The sequence below is a fragment of the Streptomyces sp. x-80 genome (genome assembly GCF_046549095.1).
Lineage (GTDB): Bacteria > Actinomycetota > Actinomycetes > Streptomycetales > Streptomycetaceae > Streptomyces > Streptomyces celluloflavus.
Genome location: NZ_JAJPWM010000006.1, coordinates 462,210 through 481,811, shown reverse-complemented (window position 1 = coordinate 481,811; position 19,602 = coordinate 462,210). Strand labels below are relative to the sequence as shown.

General features: G+C 70.7%; 14 protein-coding genes and 3 pseudogenes. 5 read left to right on the top strand and 12 right to left on the bottom strand.

What is annotated here, in order from left to right:
- Positions 1–295: 295 nt before the first annotated feature.
- The 4 genes and pseudogenes from ACLJWH_RS15070 to ACLJWH_RS15055 form a co-directional block, all read right to left on the bottom strand.
- Positions 296–3,208 carry a M48 family metalloprotease gene (locus ACLJWH_RS15070; protein ID WP_411142175.1) on the bottom strand — a complete coding sequence of 971 codons (2,913 nt, stop codon included), beginning with the start codon at positions 3,206–3,208 and terminating at the stop codon, positions 296–298.
- Positions 3,205–3,705: a hypothetical protein gene (locus ACLJWH_RS15065; protein WP_411142174.1), complete on the bottom strand. Its 501-nt coding sequence runs from the start codon at positions 3,703–3,705 to the stop codon at positions 3,205–3,207. The genes ACLJWH_RS15070 and ACLJWH_RS15065 overlap by 4 nt, the downstream gene beginning before the upstream one ends.
- A gap of 321 nt (positions 3,706–4,026) precedes the next feature.
- Positions 4,027–4,622: pseudogene (locus ACLJWH_RS15060) on the bottom strand (ankyrin repeat domain-containing protein).
- Between the two features lie 402 nt (positions 4,623–5,024).
- A complete protein-coding gene (locus ACLJWH_RS15055) occupies positions 5,025–5,570 on the bottom strand; it encodes a GlcG/HbpS family heme-binding protein (protein ID WP_411142173.1) in 546 nt (181 codons plus the stop codon).
- 475 nt (positions 5,571–6,045) lie between these two features.
- Here ACLJWH_RS15055 and ACLJWH_RS15050 point away from each other — a divergent pair, with 475 nt between their 5' ends.
- Positions 6,046–7,464 (top strand): sensor histidine kinase, encoded by a 1,419-nt coding sequence (locus tag ACLJWH_RS15050; RefSeq protein ID WP_411142172.1) that lies wholly within the window; start codon positions 6,046–6,048, stop codon positions 7,462–7,464.
- The gene (locus ACLJWH_RS15045; RefSeq protein WP_411142171.1) at positions 7,461–8,108 is read left to right on the top strand and encodes a response regulator; all 648 of its coding nucleotides are present in this window, start codon (positions 7,461–7,463) and stop codon (positions 8,106–8,108) included. The genes ACLJWH_RS15050 and ACLJWH_RS15045 overlap by 4 nt, the downstream gene beginning before the upstream one ends.
- Positions 8,109–8,426: 318 nt before the next feature.
- Here the strand turns inward: ACLJWH_RS15045 and ACLJWH_RS15040 are convergent, their stop codons facing one another.
- Positions 8,427–9,350: a GNAT family N-acetyltransferase gene (locus ACLJWH_RS15040; protein WP_411142227.1), complete on the bottom strand. Its 924-nt coding sequence runs from the start codon at positions 9,348–9,350 to the stop codon at positions 8,427–8,429.
- Positions 9,351–10,201: 851 nt separating this feature from the next.
- On the opposite strand from ACLJWH_RS15040, the pseudogene ACLJWH_RS15035 reads away from it, so the two are divergent.
- Both ACLJWH_RS15035 and ACLJWH_RS15030 read left to right on the top strand, forming a co-directional pair.
- A pseudogene (locus ACLJWH_RS15035) lies at positions 10,202–10,285 on the top strand (3-oxoadipate enol-lactone hydrolase); the annotation flags it as partial.
- A gap of 627 nt (positions 10,286–10,912) precedes the next feature.
- A pseudogene (locus tag ACLJWH_RS15030) lies at positions 10,913–11,302 on the top strand (helix-turn-helix domain-containing protein); the annotation flags it as partial.
- 41 nt (positions 11,303–11,343) lie between these two features.
- Here ACLJWH_RS15030 and ACLJWH_RS15025 read toward each other — a convergent pair.
- The 7 genes from ACLJWH_RS15025 to ACLJWH_RS14995 all read right to left on the bottom strand — a co-directional run bounded on the left by ACLJWH_RS15025 (position 11,344) and on the right by ACLJWH_RS14995 (position 18,678).
- Positions 11,344–12,204, bottom strand: a complete 861-nt coding sequence (locus ACLJWH_RS15025) for a DUF6801 domain-containing protein (RefSeq protein WP_411142170.1) — start codon at positions 12,202–12,204, stop codon at positions 11,344–11,346.
- 41 nt (positions 12,205–12,245) lie between these two features.
- Positions 12,246–15,149 (bottom strand): NACHT domain-containing protein, encoded by a 2,904-nt coding sequence (locus ACLJWH_RS15020; protein WP_411142169.1) that lies wholly within the window; start codon positions 15,147–15,149, stop codon positions 12,246–12,248.
- The gene (locus ACLJWH_RS15015; protein WP_411142168.1) at positions 15,146–15,445 is read right to left on the bottom strand and encodes a trypco2 family protein; all 300 of its coding nucleotides are present in this window, start codon (positions 15,443–15,445) and stop codon (positions 15,146–15,148) included. Before ACLJWH_RS15015 ends, ACLJWH_RS15020 begins: the two co-directional genes overlap by 4 nt.
- A 128-nt stretch (positions 15,446–15,573) precedes the next feature.
- Positions 15,574–16,677: a hypothetical protein gene (locus ACLJWH_RS15010; protein WP_411142167.1), complete on the bottom strand. Its 1,104-nt coding sequence runs from the start codon at positions 16,675–16,677 to the stop codon at positions 15,574–15,576.
- Positions 16,678–16,782: 105 nt separating this feature from the next.
- On the bottom strand, positions 16,783–17,577 hold the full coding sequence (locus ACLJWH_RS15005) for a hypothetical protein (RefSeq protein ID WP_411142226.1): 795 nt from the start codon (positions 17,575–17,577) through the stop codon (positions 16,783–16,785).
- Positions 17,501–17,770 (bottom strand): DUF6083 domain-containing protein, encoded by a 270-nt coding sequence (locus tag ACLJWH_RS15000; RefSeq protein ID WP_411142225.1) that lies wholly within the window; start codon positions 17,768–17,770, stop codon positions 17,501–17,503. The genes ACLJWH_RS15005 and ACLJWH_RS15000 overlap by 77 nt, the downstream gene beginning before the upstream one ends.
- Positions 17,771–18,141: 371 nt before the next feature.
- Positions 18,142–18,678, bottom strand: coding sequence for a 2'-5' RNA ligase family protein (locus ACLJWH_RS14995; protein WP_411142166.1), 537 nt, complete (start codon positions 18,676–18,678; stop codon positions 18,142–18,144).
- A 385-nt stretch (positions 18,679–19,063) separates the two neighbouring features.
- Between ACLJWH_RS14995 and ACLJWH_RS14990 the strand changes: the two genes are divergently transcribed.
- Positions 19,064–19,396, top strand: coding sequence for a hypothetical protein (locus ACLJWH_RS14990; RefSeq protein ID WP_411142165.1), 333 nt, complete (start codon positions 19,064–19,066; stop codon positions 19,394–19,396).
- Positions 19,397–19,602 lie beyond the last annotated feature (206 nt).

Sequence of the window (19,602 nt, the reverse complement as noted above, 5' to 3'; positions counted from 1 at the left end):
TCTATGACGGTGGAGAAGAGCAATGCGCTCGACGTCGGGAAGGGGACCGCAGCGGTGAGGAGTTGACCTACCGCGTCGTCCGTGCAGGGGGCCAGGGCGGACGGTGACATACGCAGGTCTCGCTTGAGATCCGCCTCGCGGAAGCAGGAAGCCGTAGCCCAGGGCGGGACGTTCGACACTGTGGTGGGCTGGTGGGCAGTGAGGCGATGCGCAGAATCCCCGATGCCGGCGGCCGGACCGCGGCGACCGAGGAGGCCGTGCGGGTGCTCCGGCCCGGCCGCCCGTACCGTGGGAGCTACTTGGTCAGTGATGTGGCGGCCTTTTTGATGTCCTGGACCGTGGTGCCGAAGGTGCGTATGCCGCTGACGATCTCGTTGAGGGACGCGGTGAAGAGGCGCTCGCGCTCCGCGTCGGTCCGGTGCGGGGTGCCCTTGGGCGGGACGGTTGCCTCCTGGCAGTCCTGGGCCCCGTGGTGCACCTGGTTCAGCGCGGCGGACCAGTTCTTCTGGAGGTCCTGGTCCGGGACGGGGAAGTAGTCCCGGGCCTCCTCGACCCGCCGGCCCAGGGCGCCGCAGAGGCGGTGGAACGCGTTCTCGTCCAGCGCGACCTTCCCGTCCGCGTTGCGCTTCCCCGAGGCGGTTTTGAGGAGTTCGGAGTCCAGCGCGATCGAGGCGGCGTTGATCTGCTGTGCATGCCGGGTCCCGCCGTCGTTCAGCCAGGACGCCGCCTGCCAGGCGCGGGTCTGCGATGCCTGCGCCGGCGGGGCGGGCCCGCGTTGCTTCCCGGCCGCATCGGCCGCTTCCTGCCACTGGTGGGAGTCGTCGGAGGCGGTTTCCTGGGTGAAGGTCACGGCGGCCAGCGCCACCGCCGGTACGGCGAGCGCGAGGAGCGTGCCCGCCTTCAGGAGCATCGAGGGCGGGCGGACGGCCGCGCTCGATGCCGGTGCTGCGGCGCTGTCCGCGGCCGGCCGGCCGCGGAACCGGCGCACCGCCCACGCCAGACCCGCCCCCACCAGCGCCGCGCAGGCCGATCCGAGGACGGCGTTGACGAGCGTGAGGGAGGTGACCGTGCCGTCGATGAGCAGGCCGTTGCGGGGGCGCCACCGGCATACGTCGAAGGCGGTGTTCAGCGGCCCCAGGCAGCCGTCGGCGGAGAAGAGGAGGAACACCTCGGCGTAGGCGAGCAGTTGGACCACCTGCGCGGCGAGCAGCGCCCGCAGCAGCCAGAACCGGTGTCCGCGGGCGGCCACCACGGCGGCCGTCAGCAGGCAGGCCGCCAGGACCGTCACGGTCACCCACCACGTATGGACGATGAGGAAGGGGCCGGCCGGCCCCTTCGCCATTGTCGGCCGCGACTGGTTCATCATGAGCTGGGCCAGAACGAGGCCGGCCCCGCACACCAGGGCCCCGGCGAGGCCGGCGCCGAGCGTCCGGCGCAGCCGCAGCCCCGTGCCCGTCAGCCCCGTGCCGGTCGGCCCCGTGCCCGTCAGCCCCGTGCGCCGGAGCAGGGCGAGGGCCACCGGTACCAGCCACATCAGCAGCGCGGCGGCCCCGGCCAGGATCTCGCGGCTCAGCGGGGTGAGGAGGGTGAGGCCGGTGGTGAAGGCGGAGAGGTCCGGGCCGTAGCCGTGCCAGTCGCCCGGGACCGTCCGGGTGTAGTAAGCGGCCAGTTCCGCGCCGCGGTCGAGGACGCCCAGCGAGAGCGGCTCGCCCCCCGTCCGCCACCATCGCAGCCCGGCCCACAGCACCGTCGCGGTCACCAGCGCGCAGCACACCGCGGCCGACCAGCGTTGCCCCCGCCGGGGCAGGGCGAGTGCCAGGCGCAGGGACTGGGACCACCACACCGCGGGCACGGTCGCGATGAGCAGGAACGCGAGCAGGTACTGGGGCCGCGGCAGCAGCCAGTCGATCCGGTACTGGCCGCTGGACACGAACTCGCCCAGCAGCAGGCCGAAGCCGAGCCAGAGGCCCGCCGCCGCGGCGGACCGCCCGGCTCCGCCGGCGGTGCCCGAGGCCCGTACGAGCGGCAGTCCCAGGGCGAAGCAGAGCACCGGGGTCACCGCGCCGACCGTGATCCAGATGGAGCCCGGCCCGTCGGAGAGGACCGGAAGCGTCATCAGGGACTGGTACAGGAGCGCCGCCGAGATACCGGTGAGGAACATCGCCAGTCGGCTGACCTGGTCGAGGTGGCCGGCGTCGGCGAGCGCGCGCCAGCGCTCCGCCCACCGCGGATGGGTCCCGAGCAGCCCGGCCGTCCGGCGCAGCCACGGTGCCACGGGGCCGGCCGGGTCGGGGCGCTGCCAACTGGCGACGTCCGCGCCCCAGGCGACTGCCCGGCGGTCGGCGTACAGTTCGCGCCGCCGCAGCAGGTCGGCACGGGCGAGGTGCACCAGCCCGGCCAGCAGCAGTCCGACCAGCACGGGGGCCAGCAGCATGGCCGCAGCGCCGGGCCACCACGGGGACTTGGTGCCGGACAGCGCCAGGACGAGGATCCAGCCGGTCACGGCGAAGGTCGGGATCAGGGAGAGCAGGACATAGGCCCGCCACAGGGCGGTACTGGCGTAGGCGTAGTCCACGTCGCGGTGGTGCACATGGGCGAGTTCGTGCAGGACGACGGCGCGGAAGCCCTCGGGGTCGGTGCCGAGCCGGGGGAGCAGACCGGAGTGCAGGGAGACGGTGTAGCTCCCGGAGCGGCCGTGGACACTGGCGCCGGCGGTCGTCCGCGCCGGGTCGACGCGGAAGCGCAACCGCGCGCGGAGGCCGGTGCGGGCGCACAGGGCGGCGAGCTCGGCCCGCAGTGTGCCGTCGGGGTCGACGGTTTCGAGCGGCACCGTCCGGCGCCACCGTTCGCGGGCCGCCGGCAGCCACCAGTACAGCCCGGCCGCGAGGGCGAGCAGCACCAGGGTGGCGAGGGCGCCGCGGTACGGGACGAGCGAGTGGTCGCCGAGGCACTTCTGCAAGGTGCCCGGCCGGCTCAGAGCCGTCAGGAGGTTCGCCAGATCGCTGCTGCCGGGGTCGAATCCGGCGGCGTACAGACAGCCCGACGGGCCGTGCAGACCCTCTCGGCCGTCGCGCAGGCCGAGGAGCACCGGGACGTCCTGGAACAGCGTGTCGAGCGTGGGGATGCTCGACGCCACGACGAGGACCATCAGCAGCGCGAAGCGGGGGCCGGTCCCGGCCGCGCTCCGGAGCGCGACGAGGGCCTTCACGAGGCGGTGCCGGGGGTTTCGGGGGGTTCGGGGCGGTCTTCGTCGGCCGCGGCCGACGTCGCGATCCGCGCCACGACGCTGTCGGCCAGCGCCTCGGCCTGCCTGCGGTCGGCGCCCAGCTCGGTGGCCCGTGCCACGATGTGCGTTCTGACCAGCGCCAATTCGCCGGGTTCCAGCGCGACCAGCGTGCGGTTCGCAGTGGCCGGCGCCCGGCGCAGCAGCTTGCGCACACCGGCCCGGCCGCGCGTCAACAGGCCCTCCGTGGCACGGTCGACCGTGCGGCGAGCCGCCTGATCGAGGACGAGCCAGACGACCGGCGTGACCAGCGCGGACATCTCGGCATAGCCGAACCCGAGCGGCTCCCGCTTCCGCCCGCCCCCGGCGAGGGTGCGGACGACCCGGTCGTCGTCCAACGCCCGCAGACTGTCGACGAGCGGCAACTCGTGCGCCGCGTGCTCCGCCACCACTTCGCGTACCAGATCGCGCACATACAGCACCGGGCAACCTCCGTGCGTAGCAGTCCAGTTCAATGCATTGCAGCACCCTAGGGGGAGCGGAGGGTACCCCCGAGGGGGCACGGCGACGGACCGTGGCAACGGCGCGCGCCGGCGCGGACGAGCCGTCACTGACGAGCTGTTACGGACCAGCCGTCACGGACGAGCCGTTACGGACCGGCCCGGCGGCGCAGTGCGTACGACCGGCTGCCCGCACCGCCTCGACCCGGGGTCCCGGTCAGCGGCCGCCCGGCTTGTCGTCCCCGTCGGCCACCGCCGTACAGCCCCAGCGGACCAGTACGGCCGCGGGGGCGGCGTCGCGCCTCACCACGGGTCCCTCAGGAGCCCGGCGATCTCCGTGAAGCCACGCCGCTCGGCGTGCTCCAGGGCCGTGACGCCGTCGCCGTCCGGGAGGCCGGGCGTGGCCCCCGCCGTGATGAGCAGCTGCACGATCTTCTGGTGCGCGCGGCCGCCGTCACCGAGGACCACGGCTTCCAGCAGGGCGGTCCAGCCGAGGCCGTTGACGTGGTCGACGTCGGTGTCGGTCTCGCGCAGCAGGGCGCGTACGTAGTCGACGTGGCCGCGTTCGGCGGCCGGGATGAGGGAGATGCCGCCGAAGCGGTTGCGCAGCTTCAGATCGGGGCCCGCCGGGAGCAGGACGCGCATCATGCGGACGCCGCCGGTGACCCCGGTGACCAGCCAGGGACTGTCGTCACGGTCGTCCTGGGCGTTCGGGTCGGCACCCGCGGCGACGAGCGCCTCGGCGGCGGCCACGTGATCGCCGAGCGCGGCCAGCAGGAGGGGGTGCGGCGGTGCCGGTCGCGAGCCTCGGCGCGGGCACCGGCGGCGAGGGCGGCCCGCACGGCGTCGGCGTCGCCGCGCTCGGCGGCATCGAGCAGGGCACGGTCGTTCGGGGTCATGGTGGCTCTCCTCTTGACTGCGGTTCTCCCCAGGGCGGACATCGTGGCTGCCGTGATCCTCCCCGCGGAGATCCGGGCGCCCGAAATCCTGCTGACGGAGATCCGGACGGCGGTCGGCAGCGGCATGGGCGGGGTCCTTGCGGCCTTCCGGCTTTTTGGTTTTCCGGCCTTGCGGTCTTCCGGTCTTCCGGCCTTCCGGGGCCATGGGGGTTCTCCGGGTTCTGGGTTCGTCCGAGCTCGTACGGGCGCCGGGTGCGGGCGGGATCCGTACGGGCGCGGGCCGGGCCGTGCGCAGGCAGGATGCGACCGGGCTCGGACGAGGGCACGGAACGACGGGACCGGCGGTACCCGGTACGGGGGAGCCGGGTACCGCCGGGGTCCAGGGGGCGGACGGGGCGGGTCTTAGCTGAGCGCGGCCACGCCGGCCTGGGCGAACTTCTCGTCCAGGTCGCCGGAGGGGGCGCCCGCGACACCGATGCCGGCGATCGGCGCGTTCTTGGCCGTGACCGGGGCGCCGCCCGCGAGGAACAGGGTGCCCGGGATGTCCTTGAGGTTCGGGGCCTGCTCAAGGCGCTTGGCCAGCTCGGAGGTCGGGGCGTTCCAGGAGACGGCGGTGTACGCCTTCTGCTCGGCCGAGACGTAGGACTGCGGGCCCGCGCCGTCGCCGCGCAGGGTGACGACGGTGTTGCCGTTGCGGTCGACGACCGCAACGGTGACGTGCTGGTTCTCCTTCGTGGCGGCGTCGAGGGCGGCCTGCGCGGCCTTGGTGGCGGCGCCGATCGTCAGATGGGTGGACGTGGTCGTGGCGGTGGTCTGCACATTCGCCGCGGGCCGCGCGGTCGTGGCGGCGCTCGCCGAGACGGTGCCGAACGTGCCGGCGGCCACGGCCGCGAGGGCGACGCCGGTGGCGATGCGGGCACGCTGGGAGTACTGGGAGATCTTCTTCATGGCTCGGCAACTCCTGTGAATCGTGGGCGGCGTCGGTGCGTCGACGTCCGTCGGCTGTCCGGCGCTCCGGGCTGCGGCGCCGGGTCCGGGTTCGGGTCCGGTGCGGACCCCGGTGTCCGGGTTCCTCGGCCGGGAGGGCGTCCGTGCTTCGTCGCCGTCCCGCTCCGGTAGCCATCCTGGTTCCGTATCCGGGTCCGGACCGTCGGCGTACCGGCTGGCCCCGGCGGGCCGAGCGGTCGATGCGGGGGTCAGCCGATCGGATGACCCCGGCTCTCTGCGGGTGTCGGAGAATAGGAGTGTTTGCCCAGTTCATTTGGGGTTTCCCGGGCTGGTCATTCGGGGTTTCCCAGGTTGGTCATGCGGGGTTTCTCGCACGAGTTCCGTTCCCGACAGCCTGAGCGAGTTCACCAGCCGGGGCGAGTTCACCAGCCGGGGCGAGTCCCCGGCACGAGACGAGGAGGCGGGGGAAGCGGACATGCCTGCACACCGGTTCCGGGCCGCGGACCGACGCGGACCGCGGCGGTCTCCAGCCGCCCCCGCACCGTCCGAAGCCACGACACCGTCCGACACCACGACACCGGGCCCAGGCCCGGACCAAACCCCCTCAGGCCCAGCCCCAGACCCAGCCCCAGCCCCGGCCCCGGCCCCGGCCACCGCACCGACCGGCACGGCCCCGGACACCGCTGACGACGCGCTGCCCCAAGAAGCCCTCGACCCGGACGCGCGCTGGCTCAGGGCCGTGCTGCACGGGGCGTTCTTCCTGCTCCTCGGCTCGTCCCTGGCCCGCTTTCTGATACGTCACAGCGGCTCGGCCTACCTCCCGTGGATCACCGCCCTGAGCGTGGTGCTGGCAGTGCTGTACGTCCTCGGGCCCGGCCGGGACCTCCGCCCGGCTTCGCGCGCCAGGCTGCCGCGCCACACCTGGCTGTGCGCCGTCGTCACCGTCTGGGTGGTGCTCGTCGTGCTCGCGCCGAGCTTCGCCTGGTGCGCGGTGCCGCTCTTCTACACGGGTCTGCGCACGTTGCGGCCACGCGCCGCCATCGGCCTGCTCACACTGCTCGTCATCCTCGTGGTCGTCGCGCAGCTGGAGCTGTCGGGCCGGTTCGACCCGGACCTGGTGTTCGCACCGCCGGCCGTCGCCGCGATCGCCACGGGCGTCTTCATCCGGATGGAACGCCAGTCCGCCCGTCAGCGCCGCCTCATCGACGACCTGATCCGCACCCGTCGCGAACTCGCCGCGGCCGAGCGCCGCGAGGGGACGCTGGCCGAGCGGCAGCGCCTGTCCATGGAGATCCACGACACCCTCGCCCAGGGACTGTCGAGCCAGCAGATGCTGCTCCAGGCGGCGGCGCGGATCTGGGGCACGGACCCGGTCAAAGCCCGCGCCCATGTCAGGACCGCCGAGTCCATCGCCGAACACAACCTCACCGAGGCCCGCCGCTTCGTGCACGACCTCGCCCCCGCCGACCTCGCGCGCGGCGACGGCCTCGACGAGGCGCTGCGTGCCCTGGCCGCACGAGAGTCCGGCGACCGCCTCGCGGTGCGCGTCCACATCGACGACGGCAGCAGAAGCCCTCATCTGCCCGACCGCGTCCAGTCGGCCCTGCTGCGGATCGCCCAGGGTGCCCTCGCCAACGTCCGCGAGCACTCCGGCGCCACCGCCGCCGCGCTCACCCTCACGCTCCTCGACGACCAGGTCGTCCTGGACGTCGCCGACAACGGCCACGGCTTCGACGCGACGGGACCGCCCAGCACCGCGGCCGGGGTGCGCGGGCACGGACTGCCCGCGATGCGCGCCCGGGTGGGCCAGCTCGGCGGCACACTGACCATCGAGTCGGTGCCCGGCGAGGGCGCCGTACTGTCCGCCGCGATCCCCCTGGAGACGCCGTCATGACCGGCCCGGCAGCACCCCGCCCCGTCCGCATCCTGGTCTGCGACGACCATGCCGTCGTACGGGCGGGCCTGCTCGCCCTCCTCGACAGCGCGCCGGACATCGAGGTGGTGGGCGAGGCGGGCACCGGCGAGGAAGCCCTGGCGCTCGCCGCGAAACTGGCGCCCGACGTGGTCCTGATGGACCTGCAACTGGGCACGGGCATGGACGGCGTGGCGACGACGCGCCGCCTGACCGCGGGCCCCGGCGACACCCCGCACGTCCTGGTCCTGACCACGTACGACACCGACGCCGACATCACCCGGGCCATCGAGGCGGGCGCGACGGGCTATCTGCTCAAGGCCGAGCGCCCGGAGGAGCTGTTCTCCGCCATCCAGGCCGCAGCGCAGGGCCGTACGACGCTGTCGGCCCCGGTCGCCGGCCGGGTCGTGGCCCGTATGCGCAGCCCGCGCCCCTCCCTCACCGACCGCGAACGCGACATCCTCGCCCAGCTCGCCCAGGGCCTCGGCAACCGTGATATCGCGCGTGCCCTGTTCATCAGCGAGGCCACGGTGAAGACCCACCTGGGCCGCATCTACGACAAGCTGGGCGTGGACACCCGGGCGGGCGCGGTGGCGGTGGCAAAGGAACAGCGCCTGCTCGGCTGAGCGAGGAGACCTGCTCGGCCGTCCATGGCCTGCACGACGTCGGTGCTGGCCACCATGTTCCCCGCGGAAGCGGGGCAAGCCCTCCGGTAACTGAGGCCGACCGCTCGACGGCAACCCGGCCGACCAGCCGTGCCGCTGAGCGACCGGCAAGGCGGCCCCCTGTTCCGGGACGGACAGCGGAGCCGCCTGACGCATGCCCGGGGCAGAGGGGCCCGCCGCTGAACTCGATCGGGCGGTGTCGTCAGACCACTCGACCGGAGGGGTGGGAGTGGGAGTGGGGCGGGGACATCGTCTGGGGAGCCCCCGCCCAACGCTCGATCAGCTCCAGGTCATGTTGATCTCACGCTCGAAATTGATGTATCCAGCGCGCCGGAAGGCGTTCGCCATCGGGATGTTGCCGAGGTCTGTGGCGGCGCGGACGCGGGGGACGTTCTGCTCGGCGAGGATGCGGGTGCCCTCGGCGAGGATGTCGTCGATGTAGCCGTTGCCGCGGTGCGTGGGCAGGACCGCGAGGTAGGCGATGATCGGGTTGTAGTTGTTGCGGGCCGGGATGATGAACCCCACCGGCTCTCCACTGGGCAGTGTGGCGATTCGCCACCAGTCCCGGGGGCTCGTGTAGCGCGCGAGCTCGTCCTCGTAGTGCTTGACGGCCGCTTCGTGGACGGACATCCGGGTCAGGTCGTCACGGCCATGTGCGTCCAGCGTTCCGTCCAGCACCAAGGCCATCAGAGCCACGAGCTCCTTGTCATCGTGGACCGGCCGGAACGCGAGGCGTCCGCTGGGCGCAGGAACTGGCGACTGCGGACGCCATTCCAGCCGCAGTCGTTCGACGAAGAGCTGGGCACCGGTCCGTTCCAGTACCGTCATGCGCTCCCCGACGGCTTGTCTGGTTGTTGCGTTTTCACGCCAGTCGGGCGGGACGAAACGGCTGTACTCAGGGGGACGCGACCCGTTCGGGAGGGTAGCTGCCGTCGCGGTGCGCAGGAGTCGCGCCCCGATGTCCACGCGATCGGGACCTGGGGCGCTGTCGTCGATGTCGAGGACATCCAGGATGAATGGTGCGTCGCCGTCTCGTCGGCTCCACCAGGCGGTCCTGGCCAGCAGTCGGTCCCCGCGCAGGGCGACCCACATCCATGCGGGACGTCGGCGGCCGGCGGCGAGGTCGTCCGCCAGTTCCTCGTTGCGGACGTAGGGCAGTTGGGAGAAGAGGTCGAGTTCTTCGCGTCCGGTGATCGGACGCATGGTCAGGTCGTTCTGTTCCACGGTCAAGGCACGCTCCGGTGAAGGCGCCCGTCCGCTCCGGGGTCAGATGTGGTCCGCGCCCCGGGAGGACACAAGCGCGGTGATCATGGGGATCATGGGCTTATCCCTCCTCTCACTGTCGTGGCCCCTCAACCCTCTCGGTGCGGGGTCCAGCCGTAACGTCCATCCAACCGCAGCCCCGCCCGCCTGCTCAAGCTCGCCTGCTCAAGCTCGCCTGAACGCGCCGCCATCAGCCGGCGCGGTCCGCGCCGGAACTGCGGCTTCGAGGTGAGGCGAACCCGGTGTCACGTCGGCCCGCAAAGCCCGGCTGTGGTCTTGCGGGCCGACGTCGTCGCACGGGGAGGGCATCGATCCGGCCCGTGGCCCATGCCCCGGTGCTTCGGGGAGAGTCCGGCGCGACGACGGTGTCCGCGGGCGTCCGCAGCCGTGGGCGGCGGGATCCGTTGCAGGTGGCCGGCGCCGACCGCTGGGCCCGAGCCTGTTGGCCCTGCCGGGGACAGCGTCTGACCCGCACGCCTCCCACGGCCGGCCCGTGCCCACTCGGGAGGAGGACCTCCGCCCCTCGCTTCCCGGCGAGCGCGGCGAACCGTTGCACGTACGGGCGGGGCAACGGGATCTGCCGACCGCCGACCGCGAGGTCACCGATCTCCGGGCCGCACAACGCAGGACAGCGGGCGAACTCGCCCGGGGCGGACCCTCAGCCCTGGACCCGCGAGGGTCCCGACAGTGCCCGACCTGTCGCGGCGAGCGGGACGAGAGCCGCCGGATTCGCTCCGGCGATGTGAGATCCGGTGATACGTGAGAGGGCCGGGCGGGTGAGTGAGACACCGATGCGCACCCTGCAATACCGCCTTGACGGGCCGGAAGACGCCCCGGTCCTGATCTCGGGTGCCGCACTGGGTACCACCTGGCACAGGTAGGCGAAACCGTCTTCTGGCGTCTACGTGATCCAGGTCGGGATCGTTTGGACTGGTCAGAGACTTGTGGTTCAGGCGCGTCGACACTGTTGGTGACATGCGTGTGACCGCTGTCACCGATGTGGCCCCCCGTCGGCTCGATCCGGCGGGGGTCTCTGCGTACGGGGACGGGCCTGGTTGAGCGCTGGTCGACGAGGTGTGCTCTGCTCGGGTTCGCTGTTCCGGGCTGCGAGCGAGGGCGGCTGTCGCGAACCTTGAAGGCGTGCCATCGAAGTTGAGCGGCATGCGGGTCAGCGCCCCGCCGCATGAGGAGGGGGAGCAGTGTCACCACGGCGACACCGACGACGAGGGCGGCGCGAAACGACGGTTGCTCGAAGGCGACGTACACAGTGCCGCAGCCAACGAGCATGAGCAGCACCGTCCGTTGATCTATCTGCCCGAAGTTCATCGCCCCTTGTCCCCCTTGACCGGATTCGGATTCCGGTACCGCTTGGCGGCATATCCGTACGGCGGCTTCCCGATTTCCAGCCCTCACGGATGTGTGCGCATAGGCCATCCCAGGATGTCTCAAGCGCGTTGTGCACCTCGTACTCGGCCACCGACTGGTTGATCCGGCGCTGCAAGATCTGCTGCGACCTGCCGCCATCCAGCCCGACCGACTCAGTCCAGGCTGCGATCGCCCGGGGGGTTCGGTCTGAGGAGGCGGCGGCCGAAGCCGGGGTGTCGCCCGCGGTCGGGACACGGTGGTTTCGCCGCTCTGGGGGCGTGGGACCGAATCTTTCACCGGCGGTGTCGGGACGCTATCTGCCGTTCTCAGAGCGCGAGGACATTGCTGTGTGGCGCGCTCAGGACGTCGAAGTCCGTGAGATCGCGCGTCGGCTCGGCCGGTCGCCGTCGACGATCTCGCGGGAGCTTCGCCGGAACGCGTCAACGTGCCCCTACCGCCTGGAGTATCGGGCGTCCACCGCGCAGTGGCATGCGGAGCGGCGGGCTCGGCGGGGCAACTCGGTCAGGGCCTCGCCGACCAGGGTGTGGGCCCGGCCGCACGACGCCCGTCACCCATGACGGCGGTGCTTCAGCCGCGAGCCGAATAGGAAGACGCCGCCGCCCACGACGAAAGTGCCAGCGGCCAGCAGAATCAGATCCTTGGTGTCCTGGCCAGTCATCGCGGTGGTGCCCTGCACCGTAGCGTCGGCATGGGATGGCGACAGAGCCGACGCCCCGGCGGAGGCCGAGCCGGTCGTGGCGCCCGTGCCCGAAGTGCCGGACGCGGGCGAGCCGGTCGTTGTCCCTGTCCCTGTGATCGCGAACGATGCTACGACGGGTGACTGGTGTGCATCGAGCTTGCACGCCGGGTTGACCTGGCCCAGGGGTTTGCCGTTCGCCTGCTTCCCGACGAGCGTCAGGTTGAGGTGGCCGACGGCGATCCGCACGGTGCCCGGCTTGTGGAACGTGCGAGAGGGGACGGTGCCGGCCGCCGTGACGGCAAAGGCACGGTCGGACTCGGGAATGGTGACCTTATTGATGCTGAAGCGTACAGGGGTTTTGAAGTTTCCCTGCTGCGACCGCAGTTCGACGTTCGTGTCCGCCGTGCCCTCAACGGACTTCAAGTCCCCGAGGAGCGCGTGCATCAGGTGTGTGTCGTCCTTGCTCGCCGTCGTCGTCGCGGCGAATGCGAATTCCGGGCTGGGCTTGCCGACTGCGACCGAATCCGGGACATCCGCATGGATCTCCATCGGGATGGACCGGCTGACCCCAGAAACTGAGCATGTGTAATTCAGCGTGATCGAGACCGGGTGCGCGGACGCGGTGCCGGACCCGGGAGCGCCCACGATCCCGACCGCAACTCCTGCTGCCGTTACGAACCTAAGGGCGAACCTCGCCTTTGGCCTTCCCGAACTGTTCCCAGTGCCCATGAGTTGTCCCCCATCAGTTGATCAGTTGCGATATTCATCGGTCAACGCCTGTCGGGAATCCCCGTGTTCATGGCGACGTTCGTCCGCTCTCCCATGGTTCCCGGCTTGCCCACCGGTTGAACTCCGCGGCCGGTGCGGTCCTGGCGCGCCCGGTAGACGTGGGCCAGGTGGGCTTCGAGCTGAGCGTGGCGGAATTGGTAGACCGCACCGGCCTTGCGCAGCACGCCTCGATCGTGGGCGTCATCCAGGAAAGCGATCACTGCCCAGGGCAGACGCCGGGTCAGCGGCAACCACATTCGTGACAGGGCCACCCACTGACCCCAAGCGGTGAAACTCAGCCCGTACCCGAGCCCGCCCGCGAACGCGCCCTCCATCCCGAAGACGAGCCCGGCCAGCAGCCCGAGCACGGGCCCGGACGCGAACCCGCCTACGCGTCCGGGCGCGAGGCCGATGGCGATCCCTGCCGGGACCCCGAGCACGAGCAACCACACAAGCATATGGACGAGCGCGTTCTTGCGGTTCGTCCTCAACAGGTCCGAGGCGCTGATAACGGATGCGGTGTCAATAGGAGTTTCAAGCCACGCCATGATGGCAAAGGCGGTTCCGGCGCCCAAACCGAGCTCCACCGGGAACAGCAACGCCCCCCTGAGCCCGCCGCTGAGTCCGTCGTCGAACCCCAGCGGCCCGACGACCAATCTGTCCATGAGCTCCAGCGCGACTGCGCTCGGCACCCCGAATACGACCCCCAACATGAACCTCCGGGCGATCTCGGCACCATTGCGCCGGGTCTCGCCGAAGATCTGTATGCGCAGAGTCGACGGCTTGGACGCCGCCCCTCTGGGCGCGAACTCGTACACGACCCCGAACACCAACCCGGCCACCAGTCCGTGCAGGAGCCAGACCAAAAGCCCCCGCACGATCGCGAACCCGAGCCCATGCGAGGTCGCGACCAAGTCCACGGGCAGGTTCCCGATCCCGGTCGGCACCCCCAAAGCCATCCCGGCGAGGAACCCGATCACGAGCATGCGCGAAGAACGGCGCATCGTGGTGCCCAGTTGCCACCAGGCGAGGTCATGGGTCTCAAGTTGTTCCAGGTGCGCGGCGAGGTAGCCGAGCCAGTGCTGGGCCTGTTGGGGCGTCCAGTGACGGCGGTGACGGGGACCGTCGGCGTCACGATCGTCATTCGGCGCGGATTTGTAGACGGCGGGGACGAATGCGGCCAGGAGATGGTCTTGAAGGGCTTCAGGCGTGGGGAAGTGCAGCAGCTTTTCGGGGTCGCGTCTGGGAGCGTCGCTGTAGATGGTGCGGGCCAGGGAGACCATCAGCGGGGTGGTGAGAACCTCGGCGAGGTTCGCCGTGCCCAGGGTGTATGGCCCTTCGCGCAACCGGGCCAGGACGGCATCCCATACCGTGCGGTCTGCGCCGCCCCCTCTGATCGTCCGGCTGGCGCGGATCAGGTAGTCGGCGTAGTCGTCTACGGTGAGGCCCTCCAACTCGATGACTGCGGCGCCGGTGAGCACGTCGGAATCTTCGGAGTCGTTGACGGCCTTGGCGTATTCGTCGGGGCGGCTGGTGAGCAGCAGTGGCATGGTGGTGGCCTGGTTGAGCGCATTGAGCGCTATACAGTGCAGGCCGCTGGGGATCTCGTCGAAACCGTCGAGAACGGGCAGGATCTTGCCCTTGTCGAGCAGGACGCGGGCAAGATTGCCTCCGCGCGCGGCTGGAGCCGCGAGGAAGGGATGGTCACGCACCAGCTGAGCGCACATCCAGTCGCGCAGCGAAGTCGCGGCCGGATCCCAGGAACCCAGGCCGAAGATCACCGGTACTCGGTCGCCGGGGGTGCGGGCATCGAGCCAGTCGACGAGGAAACGCAGGGTCAGGATCGACTTGCCCGACCCGGCCTCACCAAGCACCACCAGCCGACAGGACGGGACGGAGGCGTACGCGTCCACAATCTGGTCGAGTTCGCCGTCCAGAGGGAGGGGCTCTGCGGCCGCCCCGCGCGGGAGCTTGCGGATGTTGGCCCAGTTATCGAGGACATCCCGGTCGGTGCACCGAAAGCGCACGGGGAGCGGGAACGGGTCGTGCACCCGCTGCTGCTCCTCCTCCTTACGCCACTGCTTGGACACCTCGTCGGCGAGGGCCTCGGCCGGGTCACCCTCAGCCGGCGGTGGATGTGACGTCGGCGGTGGGAGCCGCGTGAGGTGGACGGCGCGGGCCGGCAGGCTGATCAGCTCGCCCAGTTGATCGATCTGGGCTTGAGTGAGGCGTTTGTACCAGCGTTGCACCCTGCTTGCCGTGAGCCTGCCGGCTCCGTCGGTGAGGTGATGCGCGCTGACCACTCCGATCAGGCACCCACCGCTCCACACCGCGGCTCCCGACATTCCCTCCCATGGGGAACGGCCCTCCGGATCGGGCCCCGGAGCGCCCACGGAGATCTCCAGAGTGCCCCTGCGCAGGTCCGCCCACGGCGTGGTCTTGCCCTGCGCATAGTGGGAATCCCGGTACCGTACAACCCTATTGAGCTCCGACGATGCGTTATCGGGGCGTAGCTTGAATTTGGGGAACCCCAGCGCTTCACAATCCACCGGCTGAGTGATGAGGCCGAACCGCACCGGCCGGACCTCGGCGGCGTAGAGCTCATGGCTGTCCGTGTCGTTCGAGATCTTGAGCACCGCGACATCGACGTCGGAGTCCTCCCACAGCGGCTCCGGCTCGCCGGACAACTCCGTTACATCACCGTCCTCGGTGAGAAAGCGCAGCGTGACCGAGACCGCGTCCCGCACCACATGCGCGGCTGTGAGTACCGCATCCCCGCTCACGCGGTAACCCGATCCGCGCCACTCCTCGCTTCCGCGCCGGGTGATGACGACTTGGACCACTCGACGTACGTCGAACTCGTCCGGCCCGGATGCCCTCGATGCGCTGCCGTCCGCAGGGCTCATTGCTCGTTCCGGCCAGCACGGCCGGAGACGAATGGCGGGTCAAGCGACCCTTGGAGGGTCGGCCGCAAAGCCAGTTTGATCAGCTGCGCCGAGGTGGCGTTCACCGTCGCGTCCGCACCGGACTCGACCACCCAGAACCGCACCTTTGCCCCCGCGTGCCCGGTTCGCTCCAGTGCGACCGACAATTCCAGCTCGATCGTCCCCAACTCGAAGCGCAGCGTCTCACCCTCCGCCGCGACGACCGCCTGCTCCAACTCCTCCCGCAGGTCCCTGATCACACTGGCTAACTCGATCACCCACGCCCCCTACACCGATACCAGTTGTCAGTCACCAACGACTCTAGCCCTGTCAACCGCCTGTGCGGAGCGGTTCGGAGCGGTCGCCTCGACGTCAGATCACCCTGCCCACTTTGTAATCTTCTGCGTCAGATCATCATGGTATTTATGATGGCCTGTTCGATGTCCAGCCGGTCGGGAAGAAGACCCGGCTCACCGACCGTCTGGAGGAGACCGGAGGCGAGTCTCTGGTCACCGGCCCGTACGGGTGGCTGATCCGGCGGGGCCTGGTGCAGCGGCCCGCCTGCTCGGACCGGCGCTGCGACGACGGGATCCGGCTGGACACCGACAGCGAGTGCGAGAACTGCCACAACGTGATCCACCTGCGCCGGACCCGCCGCGCCCGGATCGGCGCGGAGACCGGCCGGGAGCTGCCCGGCCTGTCCGACGGCGAGCGCCGACAGGCCCTTGAGGAACGGCTGCGCGAGCAGGCCGCCATCGAGGCGGAGGACTTCGCGTGGCGGCGGGAGCAGGCCCGCACGGAGCAGGCCCGGCGCGATGAGGCCCGTGCCGCCGCGCAGGAGCGGTCGGAGCGCGAACGAGAGGCCGCGGCCGCCGCCGACGCGGTCCGTCAGGCGCCGGCGTGCGAGGACTGCGGGCAGGAGCAGGCCGGTGGGCTGTGCGAGGCGTGCGGCTACCGGCGCCGGACCGAGGCCCTGACGGTGGAGGCCGGACTGGTCGCGGCGACCTGGGCGGCCGTGCTGGATGACCCGGCCGACGTCGCCGCCGTCACCGCCGATGTCCGGGCGTCGCTGGCGGCCGACATCGAGCGGGTCTGGGGCGAGTTCCTGGAGCTGGTGGAGCCCGGCGATCTGGACGCGGATCCGGTCGCGGCGGCGTCCGCGCTCGCCTTCGCCGCGCTCCAGGCGGTGGAGCAGGCGCTGCCGGAGTACCGCAGCAGCGCTCTGGGGCGGCTGGGCCGGACCGAGGAAGCTGAGGCGGAGGCCCGCCGGGCGTTCAAGACCGAGCAGGGCCGCCGCTGGTTCCAGCACAACCCGACCGGCGCGGACGCCATCGCGGCGGCGACGAAGGCCGCCGACGCGGCCCGGGAGCGCGTCGCGCAGTTCCTGCTGGCGGCGCGGCTGGAGCAGCTGCGCGAGCAGGCCGCCGCCCTGGGCCGAGACGCCCGCGGCCGCGCCGTGGACGGACCGGCTGCCCGAGCTCGCCGCGCGACCGCTGGACGACGACGCCACCGGAGCGGTGATGGCGTGAGCACCGAACCGCAGCGGCGAGGCTGCCTGCCGAGCCCCAGCCCGACGACGCCGGGGAAGCCGCACAGGCGCAGGAATCGTGTGAGGTCAATCCGCGCCGGTATCTTGCTGCCATTTCCGGTGGGTGGCAGCGCGGCGCTGGATTTTCGGCGCGCATTTGTAGCACAGCCACCCTTCACTGACCGGCATCACCGTCCCGTTGTGGCAGTGCTCGCCAGCACAGACGGTTCTCTTCGGCCCGAAGGCGGCTTCGAGGGGGCCGGGGTGGGGGCGTTGCTGGGGCAGCAGGTCCGCCGGACGCTGATGGAGAATGTGCGCGTCGTGGCGCAGTGCGCTGAAGTGGACCCACTCCGGCGCTTCCGCGTCTGGTGCGGAGTTCTTCCAGTGAGCCGGACAGCGCTGCTTGATCCACCGGTTGAGAGAGTCGTAGTCAAGGACGTTCAGGACCCAGACCCACATGGTGCTGCCGGCTGCGAGTACCTGCTGTCCGGAACGTCCAGGCGCAAGCGGGGTGTCGGCCTCTTCCCAGTCTCCCTCGGGAGAATCTTCTGCTCGCACCGCCTTGGAACACCGGTCGTCGCCAGAGCGTGCAACGCAGCGCAGGTTCTGAATCGTTGTGGGGGCGAGCCAAAGGCGGGTGGAGTGACGGACGACATGACGCTCGGCCCCGTCCGCGACGGTGACGTGCTGTTCGGCAACCTCATCCTCGTCCAAGGGCTTGAACTCGCGCGGCACGAACGTCTTCGCGTCGATCGCCTTGCGGGTGCGAACCGCCAGGGCGCGGCGAACGCTCTCCGGTTCTCTGTCACCGTCTGTGTGCGTCACCATGGGGCAGACGGTCGGGTGTGGCAACCGGCAGGTTCCCCTGCTGGCAGCGTCGATGTAGGCGACGCCATTGTCGACTTGCCAACGATGCCGTGGGGGGGATCCGCGCGGACGGGAGCGCCATGGGGACCATGGGGATCCGGCCGCCATCGAACCGGTTGAAGCACTCCATGATGTGGCCGCAGTAGACGCACCGGTCCTGTGCGTTTCTTCGCAACGTTTTCGAGGCACTGGAACGCCACACCCGCATATTCCGGGGCATCCAGGCGTCCCGCCGACTTCCATCCCAGTTGAAACCTGACTTTCCGTCGTTCATGGGCCCACGTGTAGGCCTGCCACGGGAAAGGAAGGAGGAAGGTCGGAGCGCATTTCACCCGGGAGCCCGGGAGAAGGACCGAAACGTCAACCCTTTAAAGAGATGCACGCGAAAAGTGATGCCGCTGACAGCTCCCGGCCACCTCTCAGGACCCGTGGAAAGCACTCCACTTCGCGGCCCGCCCGGGATGAGGCAGCCGTCATCGCCCCTACGAGGGGTACCAACGCGAACCGGCACCGACTCCTACCGGCTCGCCCATGCCAAGGCCCAGTACGACGGCGGCTGGCCGATGGCCAACAGAGGGATTACCGGAGCGTGAACGACGCTCGCTGCTGCCACCTTGTTCCGTCGTGGACCACCAGATCGACCGACGACACGCGGGCAGTGACGGGAAGCTGACTGCGAAGGCCGGCCTCGGCCTCCGCCAGCACGGCGTCGTCTTGCCCCTGGGCGATGGTCAAATGCGGGACGACCTCGTCGAACTGCCCGCCGAACGGCGGGGTCTCCGGCCACCGGTCCGCGATCGCCTCGGTGAGCCGACGGAACGGGACGTCTGGTTCGGGGACGAGATACAAGATCCCCGGGAATCGCCCGCAGCGCTCGAACCGGGCCTCGAAAGGCCGGTGGCGTCCGATCACTTCTCCGATGGCAGCGCAAACGCCGTTGTCGATGCGACTCTCGTCGAGGAACGGGAAGAGGACGGTGACATGGGCCGGAACACCCGCACGGGCTGAAGGGTCCAGCCGGTCACGCCACGCTCGAACAGCAGGTTCTGCCTCGGGGACCCTCACGATGAGTCCCGACTGCCCTGCTTGATACGCACCGGAGTCGTCGCCTGCCATCGCACATATGTATCAGCAAGACCAGAACGGCAGCGACCCGATGACGACCGCGGGCGGTTGAACCCGCGGTCGACACCCAACGCGACCGCGCTCAGGCGGAGACGAACCACTGGGCGAACCACCGCCGGAGGACCTCAGCCGGAGACAGCCGCGCGACTGCCGGCCACCGACCGAATTTCAGCACCACACCGGACCACAACACATAATCGACGACCCGCTGCAAAACCCGCCGGCAACCACGGCGCTACGCAACGCACGACCAGCGGGTTTACCCGTGGGGCCCTCCTCGGCCCCTACGAGGGGTACCAACCCGGAGCGCTGCGCCGGCCAGGCCATGCGGCGAGACGGGCGCGAGTCGCTCGGACCCGGCACCGCAATCACGGTGATGATGGCCGAGCGCGGCATGGTCGTCCCGGTCGCCGGCGGCAGCATCCTGGCTCAGTTCGACGGCACCCTCGCCGCGGCCGCGGCCGCGTCCGAGCTCGCCGGGCGCGCCCGCGCGGTGGCGTTCGACGCGGACACCGGCCGCCTGGACGTCGCCCCCGACGCCCCGGCCTGCGGCACCAAGCCACGCTGGAGCGCACGGAAGCCGATCGCGGCGACCAACGCGAAGACGCACGGCGCGAACGTCCGCGCCGTGCACGTCCTGCCGCCCGTACGCGGAAGGTCGGCCCCGCCACAGCGGCCGCCGTGGCGGGGCAACGGCGGAACCCGATGACCGGCAGGCTCCACACCTGGGCGCCGTCGTCGTCATCGCCTCTACCAGGGGTTCCAACATGACGAGACAGCAGCCGCGGCTGCCGGTCGCTGATGTCCCGTCTCAGATGATCTGGTCCGAGACCATAGCGGTGATCTGCAACGACCAGATCAGGTGAGACGTGTGGCTACCGGGAATCTCACATGACCTGGTCCCTGGCGTATTGA